Source organism: Pseudooceanicola spongiae, assembly GCF_014899185.1.
Classification (GTDB): Bacteria; Pseudomonadota; Alphaproteobacteria; order Rhodobacterales; family Rhodobacteraceae; genus Pseudooceanicola; species Pseudooceanicola spongiae.
Genome location: NZ_CP045201.1, coordinates 750,836 through 775,503 on the forward strand (window position 1 = coordinate 750,836; position 24,668 = coordinate 775,503).

Sequence of the window (24,668 nt, forward strand, 5' to 3'; positions counted from 1 at the left end):
AAGGGTGGCCTTTTTTGCATCTCGGTTCTGACTGGCGCTCTGGGGTCAGGCCAGAGGCGGGGTGCGCTTTATCTCACGGGCGATCTCGCGCTCGATTTCCTTGCGGATCAGCGCGACGTTGCGCAGGTTGCTCTTCCAGCCGACGTCGAAGACATCGCCCAGCAGGGGCACAGAGCCCAGCAGCCAATCCGCGCTGGTGTTGAACACCATCTGGCTCAGGGCGCGTTTGCGCAGCCCCATGCGCCAGCCTTCGATCATGATCCAGACCGCGGGCAGCAGCATCACCGTGTCGCCAATCGCAGGCACAAGTCCAACGATGGAATCCACCCCGAAGCGGACCGGCGTGCCCGGCAGGCGCAGCGCACTGTCGAGCGTGCGGGCAAGACGCTCCAACCGCTCAAGCCGCTTCAGGCGGGCATGACGCTCGCTCAGCCCGGGGGGGGGCGCGTCGGCGCGCGGCTGGGGCGCTGAGGTGATGACGCCGGTCATCGCAGTTTCGCGTGCCGGGACGCTGGCGACCATGCTGTCAGTCCCGCAGGATGATATAGAGGGCGTGGATGATGCCCGGGATATAGCCGAACAGGGTCAGGATCAGGTTGATCCAGAAATGCTTGCCAAAGCCGACTTGCAGCAGCACCCCGACGGGGGGCAGGAAGATGGCGATGATGACGCGGAGCAGGTCGGCGCCGATCGGGTCACGGGTACGTTCCATTGTGGGTCGTCCTTTCCGTTTTCAGTTACAACCTTAACGGAGAAGCCTCGGGGATTGTTCCCTGTCACTGTCGGGCAATCAGGTGCGCGGTGCCGTTCCCTGCGCCATGCCCTGACGGACCCCGATCTGATCGAGGAAGGCTGCAAGCTCCTGCGGCAGCCCGGCTGACGTGCGGGCGAGGGTCTGATGTCGGGCCTGCGCACAGAGCGCATCAAAGCGCAGGCGGAGGGCGGATTTCTCGGCCGTGCTGCAATCGTTCCAGGGGCGTCCCTGCAGACCCAGAACAAGGGCGTAATAGCCAATGAAATGCGGTCGCATCCCTGTCAGCATGGCCCGCAGATAGGCCGCATCCGCGCCGATCTCGCGCAGATCTTCCGCCGAGGTGATTCCGGCGCGGGTGAAGGTTTCCTCGGTCTTGGGGCCGAGGTTGCGGATGCTGCGAATGGCGCTCATGGGGCCTAAGCTGGCCGCTGGCGCGGGCAGGGTCAAGCCTCTCTGTGCCCGGATCTGTGCTTTGCGGAACGCGGGCAGCGCTTGATGCGGGGCGCGGGGCGAAGGTAGATTACATTTTGCCGGCAGGGCGTTTAAAGCCCGTCTCGGGGCGTCCCTCCTCAGGACCGGGCCGCCCTTATCCGCAACAGAACCAGCAGGGATCACAATGACTGATTTGGACCAGGCTATGCCTTCGGGGCGCAAGCGTCTGCGGTTTCTGGAGCGGGGCACGCCGAGGCTGCTGGCGGCGGCGATGCTGGCGCTGTTCGTGGCCGCGCTGGATCAGACGATTGTCGGGCCGGTGCTGGCGGATATTCTGGCCGAGTTCGGCGGTGGCGCCTTGCTGGCCTGGGTGGCCACGGGCTTTCTGATGGCGGCGATGGTGGCCGCGCCACTTTACGGAGCGATTGCCGATATCCGGGGCCGCCGCTTTGCGCTGGTGCTGGCGAACGGGCTGTTTCTGGGCGGTTCGGTGCTGTGTGCCATTGCGCCCTCGCTGGAGTTTCTGGTCGCAGCGCGGCTGTTGCAGGGCTGTGGTGCAGGGGGCCTCGTGTCGATCCCGTTTGTCATCGTGGCCGACCGGGTGCCGATGGCGCGGCGGGCGGTGTTCAGCGCCTTCATCTCGGCCATCTATGCGGCTGCCGGTCTGATCGGCCCGCTGGCGGGGGGCGCGCTGGCGCAATACCTCAGCTGGCGGTTCGTGTTCTGGATCAACCTGTTGCCCTGCCTCGTGGTGTTCTGGGGCGTGCTGACGGCGCTGGCGCCAAGTGCGGCGCTGAAGGGGCGGCGTGTGGACTGGCTGGGCGCGCTTGTGCTGTTGGCTGCGACCTTGCCGCTGCTGCTGATCTTTGGCGCGGCGGAGGGCGAGGCCTCGGCGCAGCTGCTGCCGGTCTGGGCGCTGGTCGCGATCAGCGCTGTGTTCTGGATTGGATTCGCCCTGCGCATGACGCGGGCGCGTGATCCGCTGATCCCGCTGTCCGTGTTCACCAACCGCTCGATCGTGCTGGCCTCGCTGGGGCTGGCGGCCTGTGTCGGTACCAACCTTGGCCTCGCGATCTATCTGCCGCTGTATTTCCAGAAGGTCTACGGGCTGAGCGCGGCGCAGGCGGGACTTGGCATTCTGGCGATGATCGGCGGCGGGCTGGTGGGCGCGTTCCTGACGCCGCAGATCCTCAAGCGTCGCCCGGCCTACAAGCTGCTGGTGGTATGCGGCGCGGCGATGGCGGTGGTCTTTGCCGGTGCCGTGACGCTGGTGATGGCGACCAGCCCGTCGCTGGCGCTGCTGATCCTGCCGACCACGGGCCTCGGCATGGGGGTGGGGATGCTGTTCCCGGTGTTCGCGCTGATCGTGCAGAACGCTGCCGCGCCGGGGCAGATGGGGGCCTCGATCGGGGTGCTGTCGTTCATGCGCTCAATGGGCGGGACGATGGGCGTCACGGTCGTCGGCATGATGGCGGTCGGATCGGGGCTGGCGGCGGACACGCTGGAGGGCGCGCGCCTGCCGCTCTGGAGCTTTGGCGCGACGCTGACCGGGTTGATGATGCTTTGCCTGATCGCGATGCTGTTGCTGCCGAGCCGCCGGCTGGAGGGCTACGGCGGTCAGTCCTGAGGCGCGTCCCAACCGCTGTCGGTCTTGCGCAGGATCGGGGTGGCGAAGGCGCCCTCGACCGGTAGCGCGCTGACCATGTCACGCCAAGCATCGCCTTGCAGCATGGCCGCGCCGATGACGGTGGGCGTGATCCCGGCCTTCTCCATCAGCGCCAGAACGGCGGCCATGGAAGTGCCGGTCGAGAGCACGTCGTCGATGATGGCGATGCGCCCCGCCAGCAGGGGTTTCATCCTCGGGTCCAGGTACAGACGCTTGCCCTGACCCGGCGAGGTGATCGAGGAGAGGGGGACCGAGAGATCCTCCTCATACCAGAACTTCTTCGAGGTGCCGAGCGGGACGAGGCGGGTATGCCCAAGGCGGCGGGCGACGGCCTCGGCCAGCGGCAGGCCGAGGGTCGGCACGGCGACGATGACATCGGGGGCATGGGCGCGCAGCTGGTCGGTCAGGCGGTCTGCGACGGCATCGAGCACGGCAAAGCTCGCCTGATTGAGGATCATTGAGGCGACGCCGCGCGTGCCACCCGCCAGAGTCCGGATCGGCAGCAGCAGCTGGTGCGCCCCGAGGGCGGTGGCATAGGTTTCCTGATCGGGCTGAACGCCGGGGGTCAGGTCTGAGTGCAGGTGCTGCCAGACATCGGTTCTCATCACGCGCTTTCCCATTTCTGCGGGCACGTGTATCTGCGTGCCAAAGCCAAACTTTGCCGCAGCACTACAGAAGGACCGCCGCCCATGAAAGACACCAGCCTGATGGACGCGGATGTTTTGCGCGATCTGACCGCGCTCCGCCGCGATCTGCATGCCCACCCTGAGCTGGGGTTCGAGGAAGAGCGGACCTCGGACATCGTGGCGCGCCGTTTGCAGGCGGCAGGGCTGGAGGTGACGCGCGGGCTGGGCGGGACGGGTGTTGTCGGCACGCTGCGCAAGGGCGATGGCAACCGCGCGATCCTGCTGCGCGCCGATATGGACGCGCTGGCGATGACGGAGGTGACGGGTCTCGACTATGCCTCGACCACGCCGGGTCGGATGCATGCCTGCGGCCACGACGGGCATACCACGATGCTGCTGGGGGCGGCGGAGGCGATGGCGGGGCGGGACTTTTCCGGCACCGTGCACTTTGTCTTTCAGCCGGCCGAGGAGGGACGCGGTGGCGGTGCCAAGATGGTCGCGGATGGGTTTTTCGAGCAGTTTCCGGTGGATGCGGCCTATGGTCTGCACAATATGCCGGGGCTGGATCTGGGCGTTGTCGCGGCGGTGGAGGGGCCTCAACTGGCGAGCTCGGATCACTGGCACGCAACCTTTCGCGGGGTTGGCAGCCATGGCGCCAAGCCGCATCAGGGGCGCGACGCGGTGACGGCGATGGCGGTGTTTCTGGGGCAGGTGCACAGCATCGTCGCGCGCGAGGTCGATCCGCTGGAGCCTGCGGTGATCTCGGCCTGCGCCGTCGAGGCGGGGGATTTCAACGCGCTGAACGTGATCCCCGAGGCGGTGCGCATCGGCGGCACCGCGCGGGCCTATTCGATGGGCGTGCGCGACCAGCTGGAAGAGGCGATCGGGCGCCATGCGAAGGGCGTCGCGGCGGGCTATGGGATCGAGGTCGACTATAGCTTCACCCGGCGCATTCCGCCGGTGGTCAATGACGCGGTGCCGGTCGGTGTGGCGCAGCGTGCGGTGGTGCAGGCCTTGGGCGAGGGGGCCTTGCGCACCGCGTTCCCGCCCTCGACCGCGGGGGATGACTTTGCCGAATTCGGCAGCCGTGTGCCGGGCGCCTATGTCTGGCTCGGCATGGGCGCGATGCGCGAGAACGGCGCGCATCACGCGACGAACTATGATTTCAACGACGATTGCATCCCGGCGGGGGTCGCCTGGTGGTGCGCGGTGGTCGAGGAAGAACTGGGCCTCTAGCGGCTGAGGCCGAGGCGCAGCGCGTCGCGCAGCGCGTCCGCATCCAGCGACATGGCGACGCTGATCTCGTGCTTGCCAGGGATCAGTGCGCCGGTCGTGGGGTCGACGGCGAGGTCGTAGGTTTCCACTGTGAACAACGCAGGGTGCAGCGCGAGGAGCGGTACGCAGGGGTCATGCAGAGGGCGGCTCTCACGCCCCTTTGCGGCGTCGAAATAGGCGTCGATCAGGTCGGCGCAGGTGGTCGCGGCGCTGGTGTTGAGGGCGCGCAGGCTGGCGACGTACTCGGCATCGGCGCGGATCTGGCGCGTGGCGTCGAGGGGGATCAGCGTCAGCGGCAGACGGGCGCGCAGGACACGGGCGGCGGCCTCTGGGTCGTGGGCGATGTTGAACTCGGCGCGGGTGCCGTGGACATTGCCCGGCTCAAAGATCGCGCCGCCCATGGCGATGACGCGGCGGATGCGCGACGCGGCTTCGGGCGCGTGATCCAGCAGCAGGGCGATATTGGTCAGGGGCGCGAGGCAGAGCAGGTCGATGGTGTTTGCGTCTTTGGCCATGAGGAGGGCGGCCATGGCCTCGACTGCGGGCACAGGGCTGGGCGGCGTTGCGGCATCGGGCAGGGTGACGCCGCCGAGGCCGTCTGTGCCGTGGATCGCAAGCTCGGGGTCCGGCGCGCGGGTCAGGGGCGTTGCGGCCCCGGCGTGGACAGGTGTCTCAACCCCCGCCAGCGTGGCGATGCGCCCGGCGTTGCGGGTGGTGACGTCGAGGCCGATGTTGCCCGCGACGGTGGTCATCAGGGCGACGTCGATGCCCGGATGACGCAGGGCGTAGAGGATCGCGATGGCGTCGTCGATGCCGGGGTCCGTGTCGATGATGACGCGCATGGGGGTGGTCTTTCTTGGCAGAGGGATCAGGTGGTTGCGTCTATTTCGACGATTTTCGCCTTGAAGCGGCGGGCGATCTGCAGCGCGTCGGAGAGGGCCTTTTCGCCCTCAACCGTGGTGCAGAGGCGGTCCTGCATCAGCCATTGCCCGGCGACCATGGTGGCGCGCACATCCGTGGGCATCGTCGCGAAGGTCAGCATCGAATAGATGTCGTAGATCGGATGCAGACGCGGATCGGCTAGGGAAATGCGGATCAGGTCGGCCTGTTTGCCGGGTTCGAGCGAGCCGATGCGCTGCTCCATGCCCAGGGTCGCCGCGCCCTCGATTGTGGCCATGCGGATCACGTCGGTGCAGGGCAGCGGTTGGCGCGAGCCGCCGGCGATCTTCTGGAACATGGCGGCGGGGGCGAACTGGCTGAAAAGGTCGAGCGTATTGCCCGACATCGGCCCGTCCGTCGCGATGCCGACGTTGATGCCACGCTCCCGCAGGGCGGTGATCGGGGCGATGCCGCGTCCGGCCTTGCCGTTGGAGCGGGCGTTATAGGCGACGTGGACGCCACGTTCCGCCATCAGGTCCATGTCGGACCCGGTCGGATACATCACATGGGCGGCGATCAGGGCGGGGCGCAGCAGGCCAGCGCGGTCCGTTACCTCGACTGTTGTTGCATCAAAGGTGTCGCGGGCCCATTGCACCTCGGGCTGGGTCTCGGCCAGGTGCATCTGCACGGGCAGGCCGGGGTGGGCGTCGGACCACTCAGCAACGCGGGTCATGACCTCAAGCCCGGTGGAATAGGGCGCGTGGGGCGCGGCGGAGGCGGTGATGCGGGGGTGATCGCGGTAGAGGTCAGCCAGCGCGTCGAGGCGGGCAAAGCCTTCGTCCATCGTGGCGTGATCGGGGGCGGCGAAATTGGCCAAGGTCTGGCCGACGACGCCGCGCAGCCCGGACTGGTCCAGCACCGCGCCGATGCGATCCTCGAAATAGTACATGTCGGCGACGGTGGTGACACCGCCCCGGATCATCTCCAGTGCGGCCAGACGCGCGCCGACCTCGACGACTTCGGCGGTCACAAGCGCGCGCTCCAGAGGCAGGATGTAGCGGAACAGGCGGTCGTCGACGTCTTCGCCCAAGCCCCGGAACAGCGTCATCGGCATGTGGCAGTGCGGATTGACCATGCCGGGCATGATCAGATCGCCGCCCATGTCCTGTGCGATGCCATAACGCGCAGGGGCGGACCCCGCACCGAGGCCGAGGATCTTGCTGCCCTCGACCGCGATCCAGCCGCTGGTGATGTCGGTCATGCCCGCATCCATGGTCAGGATGCGGGCGTTGGTCAGAACGATCATGCGGGCTCGGCTGGCAGCAGGCAGCACTGTTCGGCCTGCGGGATCAGTACGGCGTTGGAGCCACTCTCGAACGGTTGGGTGAGCGGGCCATTGGCCTTCAGCTCGCCCGCGGGCGTCTCGCACTGGTACTGGTAGGCGCGTCCCAGATAGGTGCGCAGACCGAGCGTGGTAGGGATGCCGTCACCGCTGGGCGCGACCAGCAGACCTTCGGGCCGGGTGGCCAGGATGAAGTTCTGCGCGGGCACGGTAAAGGTGTCCTTGGGCAGGCTCAGCGTTGCGCCACCGGGCATTTCGGCGCGCACGGCGTCACCGGATTCCGCGATGGCTTTCATCGGGATCATGTTCTCGAAACCGACGAAATCCGCGACGAAAGCGTTGGCGGGGCGGGAATAGAGCACCTCGGGCGCGTCGAGCTGCATGATGCGGCCCGCGTTCATGATCGCGACGCGGTCGGAGATCGAAAACGCCTCCTCCTGATCGTGGGTGACGTAGAGCGCGGTGGTGCCGTTGGCCTGCTGCAGGCGGCGGATTTCGACCCGCATGTCGACGCGCAGCTTGGCGTCGAGGTTTGACAGCGGCTCGTCAAACATCAGCAGCGGCGGTTCGATCACGAGGGCACGGGCGAGGGCGACGCGCTGGCGCTGACCGCCGGAGAGGTTGGCGGGATAGCGGTCCGCCAGCGCGTTCAGGCCAACGCGGTCGATCATGTCGTTGGCGCGCGTGTTGCGCTCCTTCGTCGACACGCCGCGTTGTTTCAGCCCGAAAGCGACGTTGTCGCGCACGGTGAGGTGCGGAAACAGCGCGTAGGTCTGGAACACCAGCCCGATGTCGCGGGAATGCGCGGGCAGGCGGGTCAGGTCGCGATCGCCGAGCATGATCCTGCCCGCGGTCGGTTCCAGGAAGCCCGCGACAAGGCGCAGCGTCGTGGTCTTGCCACAGCCCGAGGAGCCGAGCAGCGAGACAAGCTCGCCTTCTGCGATATGCAGCGACAGGTCCTCAAGCACCTTGGTGGTGCCGTAGTGGGCGGTGACGTTTTCGATGGAGAGGGATACGGTCATTCGTCAGGCCCTTTACTTGGTCAGGAATGTCAGGCCGAGCGTGCGTTCAACGATGGCCATGACGGCCACCGTGACACCCATCAGCAGCACCGACACCGACGCAATGGTCGGATCGAAGAACTGCTCCATATGGGCGAGAAGCTGGATCGGGAGGGTGGAAACGCCGGGGCCGGTCAGGAAGATCGACACCGAAACGTCATTGAGAGAGGTGATGAACGCCAGGATGAAACCGGCGATGATGCCCGCCTTCACGTTCGGCAGAAGCACGGTGAAGAAGGCTTTCCAGCGTGGGCAGCCCAGGGAGACGGCGGCCTCTTCGATGGAAAAGTCGAAGGAATTCAACGAGGCACCGACGACGCGCACGCAGTAGGGCAGCACGATCAGCGCGTGACCGACCAGCAGCGACACCATGATCGGCAGGTTGATCCCCATGGCCAGCGACTTCATCAGCGAAAAACCCAGCACGATTTCCGGGATCAGGATCGGCAGCACGAAGACGTTGCCGAGAAAGCGCGGCAGCTCGACCCGGTAGCGGGCCATGGCGTAGGCGGCGGGAATGCCGATGCACATCGACAGCGCGGTGCCCCCGACCGCCAGCATCAGCGAGGTCAGGAAGGTGCGCTTGAAGGCCGAAATCTCGAACGCGTTCTGATACCAGTGCAGGGTCAGGCCGCGCGGCGGGAAAGTGAGGAAGGACGTGTCGGAAAACGACGCGCCGATGATGATGATCAGCGGGCCGACGAGGAAGAGAAACGTCAGCACTGCGAAGGCGATCAACAGCGGATGTGTCTTGCGTTGCATGAGGTTACCCCGCGACCGGATTGAGGCGATGCGCCAGTTTCGACATCACGAGGACCGTGGCCAGCGTGACCACGACCATGATCGCGGCGACGGTCGATGCGGCGACCCAGTCAAAGCGCACCATGGCGTTCTGATAGAGGAAAGTACCCATCATCATCTGACGCTCGCCCCCCAGAAGCTGCGGCGTGGCGTAGCTGGTGAACGACCCGGTGAAGACCAGCACGGAGCCGACGATCAGCCCCGGCACGGCCATCGGCAGGACGACCTGACGAAAGGCGGCAGAGGGCTTCGCCCCAAGTGAGGCGGCGGCATCGGTGAGGTCCTGCGGGATGCCTTCCAGCACGCCGACAAGGGTCAGGATCATCAGCGGCACGAACAGGTAGATCATCGCCACGATGACGGAGCCTTGGGTGTAAAGCATTGAAAACGGCTCGGTTATCGCGCCGATCCAGATCAGGAAGTTGTTCAGGATGCCGTTCTTGCCCAGGATCACCAGCCAGGCGAAGGAGCGCACGACAACCCCCGTCAGCAGCGGGAATACTGCGGCGATAATCAGCAGGCTTTTCAGCCGCCCTGGGGTCTTGGCGACGACCCAGGCGGTGGCAAAGCCGACGGCGACCGAGACGATGGTGGTGATCAGCGCGACCTCCATCGTGCGCCACAGCACCGTGGTGCGAAAGCGGGAGTTGAAGAAGGCGGCGTAGGTGGCAAACGGTCCCTTGGGGTCGCCAAACGTGGTGGCGAAGGTCGAAAGTACCGGCAGACCAAGGAACAGCAGCACGAGCAATGTGGCCGGGGTGGCCAGCGCCCAGGCGCGCAATCGGGGGGGCATGTCAGGTGTCCTTTAACAAAGCGATACGGGGCGGCTTTTCAAAACCGCCCCGCGTCAAGATCAGATCAGACCCAAAGGACTGATCAGAAACAATGGCTTACATGCCGAAGATTTCGTTCCAGCGATCGATCCAGTCGGATTTGTTCGCGTTCATCTTGGCATAGTCCATGGTGTTCAGAGCGGCAATGGCATCGGCGCCATAGGTCCACATGGCGGCCTGCTCGTCCGAGAGTTTGACGTTGGTGTTGATCGGGGCGTCAACGCCTTCTTCGGCCTGTTTCTGCTGCACTTCGTCGGACAGCAGGAAGTTGATGAACTGATAGGCCAGCTCGGGGTTTTCGGCGCCGGTGGGGATGTTGACGGTGTTCAGAACCGCGATATCGCCATCGTCCAGATCGGCCCAGGTCATTGTGGGCACGGCTTCTTTCAGGGATTTCAGGGTGAAATCCTGGGTCATGGTGACGAAGGCTTCGCCGGTCGAGATCAGGTTCACCATCTCGGAGCCGGTGTTGTAGTTCTTGGCGACGTTGGGTTCGATTGCCTTGACGGCTTCAAAGGCACCATCAGAATCCGCGTAGGCATCAACGCCCGCGTGGGTGCCGGCCTGAACGACGAACATCGGGCCTGCGGTGGTGGTGATGCCGGGCAGGGAGATCTTGCCGGCCAGGTCTTCGCGCCAGAGGTCATCCCACTTGGTGATCGGCGCGACCGTGGCGCTGTCGTAGACCACGCCAATGCGGCCAACGGTATAGGCCGGGCCAAAGCCACCCTGCGGATCGCGGGCGATTTCGTAAATGTTTTCAATGTTCGGCACCTTGGAGGCGTCGAATTTCTGGAAGGTGCCGGCCTCGACGCCGATCTGGGAATAGGCGTCGGTGAGGAATATCACGTCGACGCCCTTGTTGCCGCGCGCCTGCAGTTTGCCGAGGCGGTCGGCGTTGTTGCCGGTCTCGAAGACGACGTCGCAGCCGCACTGAGCCTTGAACGGCTCGATGATGTTCGCGTTCAGCTTGTCGCCGTTATAGCCCCACCAGGAGATGGTCAGCGTTTCCGCCTGCGCCGAAGCGGCCGAGGCGATGAGGGCGAGGGCGGAGATTTGCGCCAGTCTTTTCATTGGATTTCCCTGTCTAGGTAAGAAGTGCATGTCCAGAATCGGACGGTGATCCTGATTTATGTGACGAGTGACGTATACCTGCGGCAACCGAAAAAGCACGGGTTTGCTGATTTGGCGGGCAGTCGGAAAACTCATTTGCACACATCTTAATCGCGCACTCGCGCTTGGCGCGAGCGGGGCCTGAGGTGCACTGATCTGCGCTGTGCCGGGGCCGCGCGGGGGGCGCAGATGGTGTTGCGATGGCCGGATCGGTGTGTCGGTATCCGGTCGGTATTGCGGCGGTATCTGAACGGTGCGATTTCGCCATCACCAGACCACCGGATGGGTGGCGCCGGTGGCGACATTGACCAGCCCTTCGGGCGCGTGATCGGACGGCGCGACGAGGCACCATTTCCACGGCGAGCAGGTCAGGGTGGCCCAGGCGAGGCGCTCGGGGAAGCCGGGTTGCCAGCGCGGGTTGAAGCTCGGCTCGTACATCCACTCGATGCCCTCGGCGGCTGTCAGCAGCGCCTGCATGTCGGCGTCCAGTGCGGCGGCGGGGCGCGCGCTCATCAGACCGGCGATTTCCCAGCGGATGGTGGCGAGGACCTCGCCGCCGGAAACCAGCGCCCAGCCGCCGTCCATGTCGGCGACGGTGTTGGCGGCCAGCGCCATGGCGTCGTCGGAGGAGCCGCAGGCCCAGAGGTTGTGCTTGTCATGCGCCATCGAGCAGGCGAGCGCGGTGTCGGGTGTCCTCGGCCCGCAGCCGAGCCAGAACATCTTAGAGACCGCGCCTTGGCCGGAGAACCGGTCGATCACGGCGAATTTGGTGACGTTCTGGGCTGAGGAGCGTTGCACAGCGCCGCCCGTCACGGGCAGCTCCGTCGTCAGGAAGTCGTCGGCCCAGTGGAAGGGGCGCAGCAGGGCGGCGGTGGCGGTGCCGCGGCCCTCAGGGGCTTTGATGCGGAAGTCATCAGCCACGAGCGCGCGGCCGACGTTGATCGTCTTGCGGGCCCAGTCGGGCCAGTCGATCTGGGGGATGTCCGCCAGATACTCGGTGCCGAGGGAGACCTGCGCGCCATCGGCCCAGACCTGATCGATGCTGAAGCTGTCGACATCGTTCAGCAGCACGATATCGGCGTAGCGACCGGGGGCGATCATGCCCACCCAGGCCTCAAGCCGCATGTGGCGGGCGGGGTTGATGGTGGCGCACTGGATGGCGATTTCCGGCGCAAGGCCCGCCTTGATCGCGGTGCGCACGTTGTGATCCGTCGCGCCGGTGTTCAGCGTGTCGGTGGCGGAGCGGTCATCGGTGGCGAAGGCGACGCGGGACCAGTCCTTGAGGCCGAGGGCGAGCAGACCCGAGACCATCTCGGGCAGGGAATGGATACGCAACTCGATGAACAGACCGGCGGCGAGCTTGTCCATCGCCTCCTCAGCTGTCCACATCTCGTGGTCGGAGGAGATCCCGGCGGCGGCGAAGGCGTTGATGGTGGGCAGATCGGTGAGGCCGGCGGCGTGCCCCTCGACCACGGCGCGGCGTTCCAGCGTGGCGCGGATCATGCCCCAGAGACGCTCGTGCGAGGGGTTTTCCGGGTCGCTGACACCGGGCCAGTCCATCACCTCGTCGAGGCCGGCAACCATGCGCGAGGCATCAAGGAAATCGCGCTGCGCGTCGTAGCCGAGCCAGCCGCCGCCATGTTCATAAGCGGTCGGGGGAACGGCAGAGCCGGGCAGCGGGAAGATCTTCAGCGGCGAGCCCTGACGGCGGGCTTCGAGCCAGAAATCGAGCGTGCGGTCGGCGTTGACGTTGGAGAATTCGTGGCTGGCCTCGCAGGTCCAGGTGTTGCCGCGCGGGATGACGAGGGCCGCCTCATACTCCGGCGTCAGGTGCGAGGATTCGATGTGCTTGTGGACCTCGCCAAGGCCGGGGATGGCCGAGAGGTCGGGCAGGTTCACGCGGGTCGTGGCGGTGCCCTGCCAGCTGCCGATGGGGCCGGTATAGGCGACGCGGCGGTCCTTGATGACGATCTCACGCTCCTCGCGCCAGATCCCGGTGCCGGTGTCGAGCAGACGCCCGACGCTGAGCACGCAGTCGGCGGGGGCACGGCCAAGCGCGACCTGCACGAGGTGACGACGGATCGCGACCTCGGTTTCGGGGTTCAGGTCGACGTCGGAGGGGCTGTGCTGGGTCATCGGGGTCCTGTGGTCTTCGGTGGGCCTGCGCAGGCCCTCAGTTGAACCGGGGGTAAATCATGCGCGAAAGACCGGCAAGAGACGGCGTTGCGCGGATTTGTGTCAGGCTTGGAGCGGGTCGCGCCTCAGCTCCTGGCGCAGGAACAGCGCATAGCCGGCCAGCACCATCAGCGCGAGGGCAAACCATGTCAGGGCATAGCTGAGGTGGGCATTGCGGAACTTGATCACCGTCTGCCCGCCACGCGGCCAGCTGTCATTGTCGGTCTTTTCCTGATCGACGAAATAGGGCGCGGTGGTCAGGTCCTTGGCGGCGGCGATCTCGGCCACGTCGCGGCGATACCAGGCGCCGTCCTCGGGGCGGTTGTCCTGACTGAACAGCCAGCCTTTATCCTCGGAGATGCGCAGCAGGCCGGTGACGGTCTGCTCGCCCATGGGCGCTTTGCGGGTCGCGGGATCGCGCAGTTCCTCCGGCACGACGCCGCGGTTGATCAGCACGGTGGTGCCATCGTCGCGCAGCAGCGGCGTCAGGACCCAGTAGGCGGGGCCGAAATCGGAGGGGGTGTAGACCTGCACCTCGTCGTCGTTGAGGAAGGTGCCGTGCAGGGTGACATGGCGGTATTCATCGCCCTCGCGCGTGATCGAGGGCCACTCGGCCGCATCGGGGGCGGGCTGGGCCGGGGCGTGGACGCGGGCGTCGACACGCTCGATCAGGGCGACCTTCCAGTGCAGGCGCTTGACCTGCCATGTGCCGAGGCTTGCAAAGCCGATGACGCCGAGGGCGGCGACAAGGGTGACGATGATCAGCAGGGGCCAGCGACGGGGACGGGACATGACGCACACTCGGGACATTGGGAAGGGGAAAAACAAAAACGGGGCCGGGCGGGCCGGCCCCGTTTGAAGGGTCAGGTGAGGTCTCAGCCCTGTTGGGACTGCAGCGACATCATCTTGTCCATGTCGGGCATCGGCATCATGTTTTCGTTCATGTTGTGCATGACCCAGAGCGAGCCTGCCAGAACGATGACCAGAATGACGACGGCGAGAATGGTCGCCGCGATGGTCCAGCCGCCCTCAGCCTTGGAGTTGAGGTGCAGGAAGTAGACCAGGTGGACGATGATCTGCAGGGCCGCGAAGCCCATGATGATCCCGATCTTGATGTAGCGCGAGAAATCCGGCTCTCCCAGGATGATCCCGAAGGGGATCACCGTCAGGATGGCGGCCAGCACGAAGCCGGTCATCAGCTGGTTCATCGTACCGTGGCTATGGTTTGAATGATCGCTCATCAGATCAGCCTCACGAGATAGACAAAGGAAAAGACGCCGATCCAGATCAGGTCGAGGAAGTGCCAGAACATGCTGAGGGTCGAGAGCCGCTGCATGTTGGCCGAGGTCAGACCGTGCATGCGCAGTTGCACCATCAGCGTCACCAGCCAGATGATACCGCAGGTCACGTGCAGACCGTGGGTGCCGACCAGCACGAAGAAGGCCGACAGGAAGGCCGAGCGGTCCGGACCTGCGCCGATGTGGATCAGGTGATGGAACTCATAGATCTCCATGCCGATGAAGCCGAGGCCGAGCAGACCGGTCACGACCAGCCATTTCAGCGCATTGTCAAGGCGGTGTGCCTCGGCTTGCAGCATGGCGACGCCGAAGGTGATCGAGGAGAACAGCAGCAGGGCTGTCTCGATCAGAACGAAGTCTGCCTCGAACAGGTCTTTCGGCGCCGGGCCACCGGCGTAGTTGTAGCCAAGCACGGCATAGGTCGCGAACAGCACCCCGAAGATGATGCAATCGCTCATCAGGTAGATCCAGAAGCCGATGGGAGTCGGGCTTTCGTGGTGGTGATCGGGATGGCTGTCCGGGCCCTCGGGCCCTTTCACGGGCCCGGTGACGGGGGTGTCCAACATGGTCATGCCGTAGCTCCCTTGCTTTCGGTTTTCGCGACTTCATCAACGGGGATGTAGTAGTCACGGTTGTAGTTGAAGGTATGCGCGATGCCGATGGCGATGCAGGCAAACAGCGACAGGATCGCCAGCCACCAGATGTACCAGACCATGGCAAAGCCGAAGCCCAGAGCAAACAGCGCGATCAGCGCCCCGGTTGCCGTGCTTTTCGGCATGTGGATCGGGGTGTAGTCGGTCGACCATTTGAAGCCGGTCTGCTTCATGTGCCAGAACTCGTCGCGGCCATGAACGTGGATGACCTGCGGGAAGTTGTAGGGCTGGATCGGCGACTGCGTGGCCCATTCCAGGGTGCGCGCATTCCACGGGTCAGAGCCACAGGCCAGAGCCTTGCGGTTCTTGATCGAGACGGCGAAGCCGATGAAGGTCGACAGGATGCCGAACAGGATCAGCACGGCGCCACAGGCGGCAGCGATGAAGTAGATCTGCCAGCCGGTGTCCATGTACTGTGCCATGCGGCGCGTCGCCCCCATCAGGCCAAGCGCATAGAGCGGCATGAAGGCAAGGTAGAAGCCTGTCAGCCAGAACCAGAAGGTGCGCTTGCTCCACTTGTCGTCCAGTTTGAAGCCGAACGCCTTGGGCCACCAGTAGGTGACAGCGGCATAGACGCCAAAGACAACGCCACCGATGATCACGTTATGGAAGTGGGCGATCAGGAACAGGGTGTTGTGCAGCTGGAAGTCGACGGGCGGAATGGCGAGCATCACGCCGGTCATGCCACCGATGGTGAAGGTGACGATGAACCCGATCGTCCAGAGCATCGGCACTTCAAAGCGCACGCGACCTTTGTACATCGTGAACAGCCAGTTGAAGATCTTGGCCCCCGTGGGCACCGAGATGATCATCGTGGTGATCCCGAAGAAGGTGTTCACGCTCGCGCCCGACCCCATGGTGAAGAAGTGGTGCAGCCAGACGAGGAACGACAGGACCATGATGCAGCAGGTGGCCCAGACCATGGTCTTGTAACCGAACAGCGGTTTGCCCGAGAAGGTCGCGACGATCTCGGAATAGACGCCGAACAGCGGCAGGATCAGGATGTAGACCTCCGGGTGGCCCCAGATCCAGATCAGGTTGACGTACATCATCGCGTTGCCACCAAGGTCATTGGTGAAGAAGTGCGTGCCGAGGTAGCGATCCAGCGTCAGCAGGGTCAGCGTGGCGGTCAGCACCGGGAAGGCGGCGACGATCAGGATGTTGGTACAGAGGGCGGTCCAGGTGAAGACCGGCATGTCGAACATCTTCATGCCCGGCGCGCGCATCTTGAAGATGGTGGCGATCAGGTTGATGCCCGACAGCGTTGTGCCGATCCCGGCGATCTGCAGCGACCACAGGTAGTAATCCATCCCCGGCCCGGTCGAGAACGACGCCCCCGACAGCGGTGGAAAGGCCAGCCAGCCGACACGGGCAAATTCCCCGATGAACAGCGACACGTTGACCAGCAGCGCGCCGGCAACCGTCATCCAGAACGAGAAGTTGTTCAGGAACGGAAAGGCGACGTCGCGGGCCCCGATCTGGGTCGGCATGACAAAGTTCATGATGCCGGTGACAAAGGCCATGGCCACGAAGAAGATCATGATGACGCCATGCGCCGTAAAGACCTGATCAAAGTGGTGCGGTGGCAGATAGCCCTCGGCCCCGCCAGCCGCCAGCGCCTGTTGCGCCCGCATCATCAGCGCATCGGCAAAGCCGCGCACCATCATGATAAAGCCCAGCACCATGTACATGATGCCGATTTTCTTGTGGTCGACCGTGATGACCCAGTTCTTGTAGAACGGCACCCAGAGACGATAGCGGGTCATCACCGCCAGCAGGGCAAGCCCGCCGAGCGCGATGGCCAGGAAGGTGCCGATCAAGATCGGCTCGTGGTAGGGAATCCAGTCCAGGCTCAGCCGACCAAAGATCGGCGAGACCGTTTCCCGTGTTGTTTCAACGACTTCAGTTGACATGTCAGTTGTGCTCCATTGCGGGGGCCGAACGGGTGTTCTTGTCGACGTCGGGCTTGTCGTTGGCGTCGGTGTCGTCGTTGCCGTCGATCAGGCCTGCACCGGGCGCATCCATCAGATTGCCGAAGCCGTCGATGGCGCGCTGGCCGTCGTATTCAAAGGCCGCCTTGTCCTTGATGCCGGCCAGACCGCCGCCACCATGCATGTCGACCATCATCATCTGGTCCATGCAGACCTTGCCTTCGCCGACGCAGAGATTGCGGATGCGGTCGAACAACCCATCCTCAACGGTGCTGTAGAAAGCGACGTCATTGCCGATGGAGGGCTTCTCCAGCTCAAGATAGCTGGCGCGGGTCAGCGGGGTGTCGACGGTCTTGGCCTTGGCGATCCAGGCGTCGAAATCGGCATCTGTCATCGACTTGGCGTCGAAGGTCATCTGCGAGAAACCCGGGCCGGAGTAGTGGGCGGAGCGACCGGCGAAGGTGCCGACCTCGTCCGCGATCATGTGGATCTTGGTCTGCATGGCGGGCATCGAATAGACCATGCCCGACAGCGCCGGGATCGACAGCGTGTTCATCACGGTGCTGGAGGTCAGGCGGAAGTTCACCGGGCGATTGACCGGCATGGCCAGCTCGTTGACCGAGGCGACGCCGTATTCGGGATAGATGAACAGCCATTTCCAGTCGAGCGAGACGGCCTCGACCTCGATCGGCTCACCGGCATGGGCGAGGTCGAGCGGGCGATAGGGGTCCAGCTTGTGCGTGTAGACCCAGGTGAAGGCGCCGAGCGCGATCACGATCAGGACCGGAACACCCCAGATCAGCACTTCGAGCTTGTTCGAGTGGGTGAAGGTGGGATCGTAGTCATCGGTCTCGGGGCGGTCGGCGCGATATTTCCACGGGAAATACACAGCCATGAACAGCACCGGAAGGATCACGATGAGCATGAGAAGGACGGAGATGATCAGAAGGTTGCGCTCCTGTCCGGCGACCCAGCCGGAGGGGTGGAGCACATCGTACTGGCATCCCGACAAGGACACTGCGAGCAGCAGCATCAAGGGGATCTTGAAGGGTTTCAACACAGCTAGCCTCTTGCGCGTTTACCGGGCGCGTCTGTCGCTGACGGGCGGCCCGGAGGGAGGAGATCCGACGCGGAACGCAAAGCCGCCGCAATCGAACTTGTGCCGGGCGAATAAGCCCGTGGCGGAGCGAGCGCGAGGCGTCACACGGCCGCACCTCACGCAACTTGCCGTTTATTCACAAATGCTTGAGTTGAGATTTATGCAACCAAAGGGGGACCGGATGGGTACGGCCAGCGGCAGGTCTTTGGCGCGAAACCGGAGTCTGCGGCGTAAATTTGCTTTGCAAACAAAGGGGATTGCCGGGGCGGTCGCGATGCGCCTTCGGGCCGGTTTTCCCGCAAGGCGGGTTCGCAGGTGCAGCACGATTTCGCAGGTGCAGCATATCGACACACGCTGAGATAACACAGGTTTGAAACCAGCGCAGAGCGGCAATGACTTGGATGCAGGGCGCGCGGTGAAAATGACGCCTTCGTGCGGGCCGGGAGCGGGCGTTGTCGCACCCCCGGAGCGGTGCGGAGGGCGCGCGTGATTCACTTTTGCGGGGAGCCGACCTCAACCGGCAGGGTCAGTGCGGCCTCAAATCCCGTCGCCGCGCCGGGACGCGGAGAGCTGAGGCGCAGCGGGCTGGCGATGCGTTCGGCAATGGCCGCGACGATGGCCAGACCGAGGCCGCTGCCCTCGGCGCTGGCCTCGGCGCGCTCAAACCGCAGGGTCAGGCGCGACAGCACCTCCGGCGGTACGACGGGACTGTCGTTGGCGACGCTGAGATGACCATCGCCGCGCAGGGTGACGTCGATGGGGGTGTCGGGGGTGGCGTGGCGCAGGGCGTTGTCGATCAGGTTGCGGAACAGGATGCCGAAGGCGTCGGGGTCGAGATCCGAGAGCACGGGCGCGTCGGGCAGGCTGAGGCGGATGCGGCCCGGCGCGGCCATGCGGGTCATGTCGTCAAGGACGATGCGGGCGACGGGGCGCAGATCGGCGGCGTGCCCGAGGCGCAGACGACCGCCCTCGGCGCGGGCCAGTTGCATCAGGCGTTCGGAGAGGCGGGTCAGGCGTTTCAGCGTCGCCTCGATCTCGGCGGCGCGCTGGCGGGCGGCGGCGTCGGTGGTTTCCGATTGCAGGCGCTGCGCCTGCGCCAGCGCCCCGGCGAGCGGCGTGCGCAACTCATGCGCGGCATTGGCGGCAAAGCTGCGCTCGGCCTCGAAGGCGGAGTTCAGGCGGGCGAGCAGGGTGTTCAGGGTGGCGGCGATCGGCGTGATCTCGGAGGGCAGATCGCTGGTGGGCACGGGCGAGAGGTCGCGGGCACTGCGCGCCCCGAGGCCTTCGCGGAACCGGCGCAGCGAGGTCAGGCTGGCGCGCACCGCCCACAGGATCGCCAGCAGCGCCAGTGGGATCACCACCAGCAGTGGCAGGCCAAGACCGAACTGGATCTCGCGCGCGACGGTGCGGCGATGGTCGAGCGGTTCCGCGATGGTGATGCGCAGACTGCCCTGCAACACGTCGTCATTATAGAGACGGTGCGTGGGCGTCTGGCGAAAGCCGCGCCCGTCGTAGGGGGGGAAATCCTCGGCCTCGGCACCCTGCGATTGCAGCAGGATGCGACCATGCGCATCGCGCAGAAGATAGGTGAAGACTTCGGTGTCATCGCCCACAGAGGCGAGCCGCTGCGGTATGCCGTCGTCATCGCGCCCGACGATGTCGAGGGCGGCGAGGGGCAGGATATGCTCGGCCGTCTGGCGCAGGGCGCTGTCGAAGACCTCGTTCGTCTCATGGCGCAGGATCAGCGCGGTGATCGTGGCGACGGCGATCCAGATCAGCGCCAGCGCCGCCCCCAGCGTCAGCGAAAGGCGGCTTTGCAGGCTGCGTGGGCGCCTCATGGCGTGCCCAGTCGATAGCCCATGCCGCGCTCGGTCTCGATCACGCGGGCGCCGAGCTTTTTGCGCAAGCGGCTGACGTGGACCTCGATGGTGTTGCTTTCGACCTCGGCATCGAAGGCATAGAGCTTGTCTTCGAGTTGCGCCTTGGAGAGCAGCTGCGCGGGGCGGGTGATGAGGGCCTCGAACAGGGCCCATTCGCGCGCGGTGAGGGAGACCGGTTTGCCATCGCGTTGCAGGGACCGCGCGGCGAGGTCGATCGAGAGCGCGCCGTGCTGGATGATCGGGTTGGGATTGCCGGAATAACGCCGCGCGACCGAGCCGATGCGGGCCGAAAGCTCGGCCAGATCAAAGGGTTTGACGAGGTAGTCATCGGCCCCGGCGTTCAGCCCCTCGATGCGGTCAGACACCTGATCGAGCGCGGTCAGGATGATCACGGGGGTCACGCCGCCGCGCGCGCGCAGGGTCTTCAGAAAGCCGATGCCGCGGCCATCGGGCAGCATCAGATCCAGCAGAACAAGGTCGAAGGCGGCGCCGTTCAGGGCATCCCCGGCGGTATCAAGGCGCATCGCCCAGTCGACGGTGTGGCCATCGGCGGCGATCTGGTCGCGCACGGCGGCGCCCAGAACTCGGTCGTCCTCAATCAGAAGGATGCGCATGGGGGGTCCTGTTCCTGGCCTCGGGCGGTGCTGTGTCGCGGCTTTTTGCACGTCCCACCTGACGCAAAGCTGACGCAGGTTTGCGCGCCGCTTCAGGTTCGCGTCAGCTTGGCGGTGCAAGCAGGCTCCGTGGCAGCCGCAACAGGGAGTCTGACCCATGAAACGAGCGGTGACAATTCTTAGTTTTCTCGCAGTCGCCACGGCGGTGGCTCCGGGGATGGCGTGGGCAGAGCAGGATTGCTTCGTGCCGATGGCCAACTGGCAGTCGCGCGCGGCGGTCGTGCAGATGGCGCAGGACAATGGCTGGGCGGTGCGGCGGCTCAAGATTGATGACGGCTGCTACGAGATCCACGCGACGGACGCGCAGGGGCGGCGCATCGAGGTGACGCTGCAGCCGCAGACGCTGCAGGTTCTCAGCCTTGAAATCGAGCGGGGCGGCCGGGACCGCGATGACTGACGCGACCGGCAGGGCCGTGCGCGCGCCCGTGCCACAGACTCTCCCGAAAGCGCCGCTTGTGGCGCAGATATTGCAAAGGACATTCGCATGAAAACCCTCCTCGCGGCTCTGGCCATGACCACGGCGCTGACCCTTCCCGGCGTCGCCATGGCAAAGCAGGTGACGCTAAGCACCACGATGACCCGCTATGGCGGCGAAGGGGCCTATCTGGCGATCTATCTGACCGACGCAAAGGGCGTCTATGCGGGCAGCCTGTGGATGGCGGGCGGCAAGTCGAAATACTATCGCCATCTGAGCGACTGGTACCGCGCCACCGGGGGCGACACGGCGCAGGTCGACGGCATCACCGGGGCGAGCGTCGGGGCCGGGCGCAAGCTCGAGGTGACGGTGGATCTGGCGGATGCGCTGATCGACGCGGGCTATACGCTGCATATCGATGCCGCCGTCGAGGACATGCGCGAAAGCCCGAACGAGATTGCGGTGCCGCTGACCTCGGCCGGGGCGGGCAAGGCGGTGCAGGGGCGGCGCTATATCGCTGACTTCAGCTACGGGATGTGAGGCGAGGCGAGATGATCCGCAAGCTGCATCGTTGGCCGGGCCTTGTGGCGCTGGCTCTGCTGATCGTGCTGACGCTGAGCGGCGCGGCGCTGTCGCTGTTTCCCGCCATCGGCCGCTTGAGCGCCGTGCCGGTTGAGGCGGGGCTGAGCGTGGCCACGCTCGCCAGTCGTATCCAGAGCGTCTATCCCGGGGTCGAGCAGATCAAGCGTGCGCCCTCGGGGCAGATCACCGCCTATTGGTTTGAGGATGGCACGCCCGGCGCGGCGGTGGTCGATCCGGCGAGCGGGCAGGCCGTTGCTTCGGCTGATCCGAGCCCGGTTGAGCGCTGGCTGACCAATCTGCACCGGTCGCTGTTTCTGGGCGATGGCGGGCGTATCACCATGGCGCTTGGGGCGCTCGCGATGCTGGGGCTGGCTGTGTCGGGCGTGGCTCTGGTGCTGCGCCGCGTCGGGGGGGCACGGCGCTGGTTCACGCGGTTGCGCGGGCCGCTGGCGGGGCGGCTGCATGTCGAGATTGCGCGGATTGCGGTGCTGGGACTGGGGCTGTCGGCGCTGACGGCCCTTTGGATGACGGCCTCGACCTTTGATCTGTTGCCAGACGCCGAGGCGGTCGCGGCTTTTCCGGCCGCCGTGAGTGGCGAGATGGGCGCGCCGCTGGCCGATATGGCAGGCTTGCGCGATGTGCCGGTGGCGGCGTTGCGCGCGCTGAGCTTTCCCTATGCGGGGGACGCGACGGATGTCTACACGCTGACCACCTCCGAAGGCACCGGCTATATCGATCAGGGCACGGGAGAGCGGCTGAGCTGGGCGCAGGCCGGGGTCGGGCAGAGGATCTCGGAGACGGTGTATATGCTGCACACCGGGCAGGGCGCGGCGTTGCTGGGGGTGCTGCTGGGTCTGATGGCGCTCGGCGTGCCGGCATTGGCGGTGACGGGCGTGCTGATCTGGCTGGCCGGGCGGCGGGGCCGGGTGCGCATCCATGGCAATCACGCCGCCCGCGACGCCGAAACGATCGTGCTGGTTGGCAGTGAGGGCGGCACCACATGGGCGCTGGCCGCGACCCTGCACAAGGCGCTGAGCGGGCAGGGTCAGAGCGTGCATGTCGCGCCGATGTCGGCCTTTGCGCCGGAGCGCTACGCTCGGGCGCAGCGGATCATCGTGCTGAGCGCCACCTATGGCGACGGCGACGCCCCGGCCTCGGCGAAGGGGTTTCTCGGCCGGTTGGGCAAAAGCGCGGCCTTGCAGGGGGTGCCGATGGCAGTGCTGGGCCTTGGCGATCGCTGCTTTCCGGCGTTTTGCGGTTACGCGCAGGCGCTGGCACGCGCGGCAGAGGCGCGGGGCTGGCAGAGCCTGCTGCCGCTGACCACCATCGACCGGCAATCGCCGCAGCAGATCGCGCGGTGGGGCCGTGCGCTTGGCGCGGCGATGGGGGGCGAACTGGAGCTGGTTTATGAACCGGTACGCCCGCCGAGCCATGTGCTGAGGCTGATCTCGCGGCGCGACTACGGCGTGGCGGTGCAGGCGCCGACGGCGATCCTGCGGTTTGCGCGGCCCCGGGTGTCGCTGTGGCAGCGGATCACGGGGCGCGGCTTCGGGCGGTATCAGGCGGGCGATCTGATCGGCATCGTGCCGGAGGGATCGGCCGTGCCGCGGCTCTATTCGCTGGCTTCTGGGCAGGGCGAGGGGTTTGTCGAGATTGTCGTGCGTCTGCATCCGGGCGGGCTGTGTTCGGGCCAGCTGATGCAGATGGTGCCGGGCGACAGCGTGCAGGGATTCGTGCGGCGCAATGCGGCGTTTCATGCCGGGGCGGGGACGGCGCCGCTGATCCTGATCGGGGCGGGAACCGGCATCGGGCCGCTGGCCGGGATCATCCGTGACAACTGGCTCAAACGTCCGGTGCATCTGTTCTTCGGGATGCGCGACCCGGGCAGCGATTTTCTCTATGACGCGGAGCTGGCCTTGTGGCGGGGCGCGGGCCATCTGACGACCCTCAGCACGGCGGTGTCGCGCGGGGCGCACCCCTCATATGTGCAGGACCGGTTGCGCGCCGAGCGGGCGGAGGTGGTCACGTCAATGCAGGCGGGGGCGCGGATCATGGTCTGTGGCGGGCGCGAGATGGCGGCGGGCGTGGCCGAGGCGCTGGCCGATATCCTGACGCCGCTGGGGCTGGAGCTGAGCACGCTGAAGGCGGAGGGGCGGTATGTCGAAGATGTCTACTGATCCGGTGCGCCATGTGCTGAGCGGGGCGACGATGGGCACGCGCTGGTCGGCGCAGTTTTTCGCGCCCCATGAAGTCGACGCGCAGGTTGTGGAGCGCGCCTTGCAGGCGGCGGTGGCGCAGGTCGATGCGCAGATGTCGACCTGGAACACGGGCAGTGATCTGATGCGCCTGAACGCCGCGCCGATTGGTCTGTGGTGCCCAGTGCCGGAGCGGCTGTTTGCGGTGCTGGAGCTGGGGCTGGCGATCGGCGCGGCCTCGGGCGGGGCGTTCGACATCGGGATGGGCGACGCGGTGACGGCCTGGGGCTTTGGCGCCGAGGCGGCCTCCGCTGCGGCGATCGGCGTGGCGATGGCGGGCCGGGGGCGCGCCGCCGGGGCGCTGGAGCTGGACGCGGGACGGGTGCGCAAATCGGCTGCCGTGACGCTGGATCTGAACGGCATTGCCAAGGGCTATGGCACTGACCGGCTGGCGGAGGTGCTGATGGATTTCGGGGTCAGGGACGCTCTGGTCGGGATCGACGGCGAGATGCGCGCGCTCGGGGCCAAGCCGGACGGCACCGCCTGGAGCGTCGCGGTGGAGGCGCCGGAGATCGCGCGCCGTGCCGCCCATTCGGTGCTGGTGCTGCAGGATGCCGCCGTCGCGACCTCGGGCGATTATCGTCATTGGGTCGAGGTGGCGGGGCAGCGTCTGTCGCACACGATGGACCCGGTTCGGGGCGCGCCACTACAGCGCCCGCCTGCCTCTGTCAGCGTGATCGCGCGCAGCTGCGCCGAGGCCGATGCCTGGGCCAGTGCGCTGATGGTGCTGGGGCCGCACGCCGGGGCCAAGGTAGTGCGCCGCCATGGCCTCAGCGCGCTGTTCCTGCTGCGCGAGGCGTCGCCAGAGGCCACAGGCGGGGTCAGTGCGCTTGGCATCGGGGCGTTGTTTGAGGCGCAGGTCCCGGCAGATGAGACGATATGAGGCGGCGTTGCGGTATCGGCAAAAACCAGCGCGCCAGCTTC

Annotated in this window: 24 protein-coding genes; 6 read left to right on the forward strand and 18 right to left on the reverse strand. The window is 65.9% G+C overall.

Annotation, left to right across the window (positions count from 1 at the left end):
- Positions 1–45 precede the first annotated feature (45 nt).
- The 3 genes from F3W81_RS03520 to F3W81_RS03530 form a co-directional block, all read right to left on the reverse strand.
- Positions 46–522 carry a DUF4112 domain-containing protein gene (locus F3W81_RS03520; protein WP_226941836.1) on the reverse strand — a complete coding sequence of 159 codons (477 nt, stop codon included), beginning with the start codon at positions 520–522 and terminating at the stop codon, positions 46–48.
- 4 nt (positions 523–526) lie between these two features.
- Positions 527–712 (reverse strand): YqaE/Pmp3 family membrane protein, encoded by a 186-nt coding sequence (locus F3W81_RS03525; RefSeq protein WP_193082286.1) that lies wholly within the window; start codon positions 710–712, stop codon positions 527–529.
- A gap of 78 nt (positions 713–790) precedes the next feature.
- The gene (locus tag F3W81_RS03530) at positions 791–1,165 is read right to left on the reverse strand and encodes a TfoX/Sxy family protein (RefSeq protein ID WP_193082287.1); all 375 of its coding nucleotides are present in this window, start codon (positions 1,163–1,165) and stop codon (positions 791–793) included.
- 205 nt (positions 1,166–1,370) lie between these two features.
- Between F3W81_RS03530 and F3W81_RS03535 the strand changes: the two genes are divergently transcribed.
- Positions 1,371–2,813 (forward strand): MFS transporter, encoded by a 1,443-nt coding sequence (locus tag F3W81_RS03535; RefSeq protein WP_193082288.1) that lies wholly within the window; start codon positions 1,371–1,373, stop codon positions 2,811–2,813.
- Here F3W81_RS03535 and F3W81_RS03540 read toward each other — a convergent pair.
- Positions 2,804–3,457, reverse strand: coding sequence for a phosphoribosyltransferase (locus F3W81_RS03540; RefSeq protein WP_193082289.1), 654 nt, complete (start codon positions 3,455–3,457; stop codon positions 2,804–2,806). The two genes, F3W81_RS03535 and F3W81_RS03540, sit on opposite strands and share 10 nt — an antisense overlap.
- An 84-nt stretch (positions 3,458–3,541) precedes the next feature.
- Between F3W81_RS03540 and F3W81_RS03545 the strand changes: the two genes are divergently transcribed.
- Positions 3,542–4,714, forward strand: coding sequence for an amidohydrolase (locus tag F3W81_RS03545; RefSeq protein ID WP_226941837.1), 1,173 nt, complete (start codon positions 3,542–3,544; stop codon positions 4,712–4,714).
- Here the strand turns inward: F3W81_RS03545 and F3W81_RS03550 are convergent.
- The 14 genes from F3W81_RS03550 to F3W81_RS03615 form a co-directional block, all read right to left on the reverse strand.
- Complete coding sequence (locus tag F3W81_RS03550; RefSeq protein ID WP_193082290.1) at positions 4,711–5,595, reverse strand: nucleoside hydrolase; 885 nt, start codon at positions 5,593–5,595, stop codon at positions 4,711–4,713. The two genes, F3W81_RS03545 and F3W81_RS03550, sit on opposite strands and share 4 nt — an antisense overlap.
- Before the next feature lie 26 nt (positions 5,596–5,621).
- Complete coding sequence (locus F3W81_RS03555; RefSeq protein WP_193082291.1) at positions 5,622–6,938, reverse strand: amidohydrolase family protein; 1,317 nt, start codon at positions 6,936–6,938, stop codon at positions 5,622–5,624.
- A complete protein-coding gene (locus F3W81_RS03560) occupies positions 6,935–7,996 on the reverse strand; it encodes an ABC transporter ATP-binding protein (protein ID WP_193082292.1) in 1,062 nt (353 codons plus the stop codon). Before F3W81_RS03560 ends, F3W81_RS03555 begins: the two co-directional genes overlap by 4 nt.
- Positions 7,997–8,008: 12 nt before the next feature.
- Positions 8,009–8,797 (reverse strand): ABC transporter permease, encoded by a 789-nt coding sequence (locus tag F3W81_RS03565; RefSeq protein ID WP_193082293.1) that lies wholly within the window; start codon positions 8,795–8,797, stop codon positions 8,009–8,011.
- Between the two features lie 4 nt (positions 8,798–8,801).
- Complete coding sequence (locus tag F3W81_RS03570; protein ID WP_193082294.1) at positions 8,802–9,629, reverse strand: ABC transporter permease; 828 nt, start codon at positions 9,627–9,629, stop codon at positions 8,802–8,804.
- Between the two features lie 97 nt (positions 9,630–9,726).
- The gene (locus F3W81_RS03575) at positions 9,727–10,743 is read right to left on the reverse strand and encodes an ABC transporter substrate-binding protein (RefSeq protein WP_193082295.1); all 1,017 of its coding nucleotides are present in this window, start codon (positions 10,741–10,743) and stop codon (positions 9,727–9,729) included.
- Positions 10,744–11,049: 306 nt separating this feature from the next.
- Positions 11,050–12,918, reverse strand: a complete 1,869-nt coding sequence (locus tag F3W81_RS03580) for an adenine deaminase (RefSeq protein WP_193082296.1) — start codon at positions 12,916–12,918, stop codon at positions 11,050–11,052.
- 102 nt (positions 12,919–13,020) lie between these two features.
- The gene (locus F3W81_RS03585) at positions 13,021–13,749 is read right to left on the reverse strand and encodes an SURF1 family protein (protein ID WP_193082297.1); all 729 of its coding nucleotides are present in this window, start codon (positions 13,747–13,749) and stop codon (positions 13,021–13,023) included.
- Positions 13,750–13,832: 83 nt separating this feature from the next.
- Complete coding sequence (gene cyoD / locus F3W81_RS03590) at positions 13,833–14,198, reverse strand: cytochrome o ubiquinol oxidase subunit IV (RefSeq protein WP_193082298.1); 366 nt, start codon at positions 14,196–14,198, stop codon at positions 13,833–13,835.
- Positions 14,198–14,821 (reverse strand): cytochrome o ubiquinol oxidase subunit III, encoded by a 624-nt coding sequence (cyoC, locus tag F3W81_RS03595; protein WP_193083606.1) that lies wholly within the window; start codon positions 14,819–14,821, stop codon positions 14,198–14,200. Before cyoC ends, cyoD begins: the two co-directional genes overlap by 1 nt.
- Positions 14,822–14,823: 2 nt before the next feature.
- Complete coding sequence (gene cyoB, locus F3W81_RS03600; protein ID WP_193082299.1) at positions 14,824–16,821, reverse strand: cytochrome o ubiquinol oxidase subunit I; 1,998 nt, start codon at positions 16,819–16,821, stop codon at positions 14,824–14,826.
- A 1-nt stretch (position 16,822) separates the two neighbouring features.
- The gene (gene cyoA / locus F3W81_RS03605) at positions 16,823–17,872 is read right to left on the reverse strand and encodes a ubiquinol oxidase subunit II (protein WP_193082300.1); all 1,050 of its coding nucleotides are present in this window, start codon (positions 17,870–17,872) and stop codon (positions 16,823–16,825) included.
- Between the two features lie 557 nt (positions 17,873–18,429).
- Entirely contained in the window at positions 18,430–19,776 is a 1,347-nt protein-coding gene (locus F3W81_RS03610) for an ATP-binding protein (RefSeq protein ID WP_193082301.1), read from the reverse strand.
- Entirely contained in the window at positions 19,773–20,432 is a 660-nt protein-coding gene (locus tag F3W81_RS03615; protein ID WP_193082302.1) for a response regulator transcription factor, read from the reverse strand. Before F3W81_RS03615 ends, F3W81_RS03610 begins: the two co-directional genes overlap by 4 nt.
- 157 nt (positions 20,433–20,589) lie before the next feature.
- On the opposite strand from F3W81_RS03615, the gene F3W81_RS03620 reads away from it, so the two are divergent.
- The 4 genes from F3W81_RS03620 to F3W81_RS03635 all read left to right on the forward strand — a co-directional run bounded on the left by F3W81_RS03620 (position 20,590) and on the right by F3W81_RS03635 (position 24,627).
- A complete protein-coding gene (locus F3W81_RS03620) occupies positions 20,590–20,889 on the forward strand; it encodes a PepSY domain-containing protein (RefSeq protein ID WP_193082303.1) in 300 nt (99 codons plus the stop codon).
- Between the two features lie 87 nt (positions 20,890–20,976).
- Positions 20,977–21,447 carry a DUF2271 domain-containing protein gene (locus F3W81_RS03625; protein ID WP_193082304.1) on the forward strand — a complete coding sequence of 157 codons (471 nt, stop codon included), beginning with the start codon at positions 20,977–20,979 and terminating at the stop codon, positions 21,445–21,447.
- Between the two features lie 11 nt (positions 21,448–21,458).
- The gene (locus F3W81_RS03630) at positions 21,459–23,666 is read left to right on the forward strand and encodes a PepSY domain-containing protein (protein WP_193082305.1); all 2,208 of its coding nucleotides are present in this window, start codon (positions 21,459–21,461) and stop codon (positions 23,664–23,666) included.
- Positions 23,647–24,627 carry an FAD:protein FMN transferase gene (locus F3W81_RS03635; protein ID WP_193082306.1) on the forward strand — a complete coding sequence of 327 codons (981 nt, stop codon included), beginning with the start codon at positions 23,647–23,649 and terminating at the stop codon, positions 24,625–24,627. Before F3W81_RS03630 ends, F3W81_RS03635 begins: the two co-directional genes overlap by 20 nt.
- Positions 24,628–24,668 lie beyond the last annotated feature (41 nt).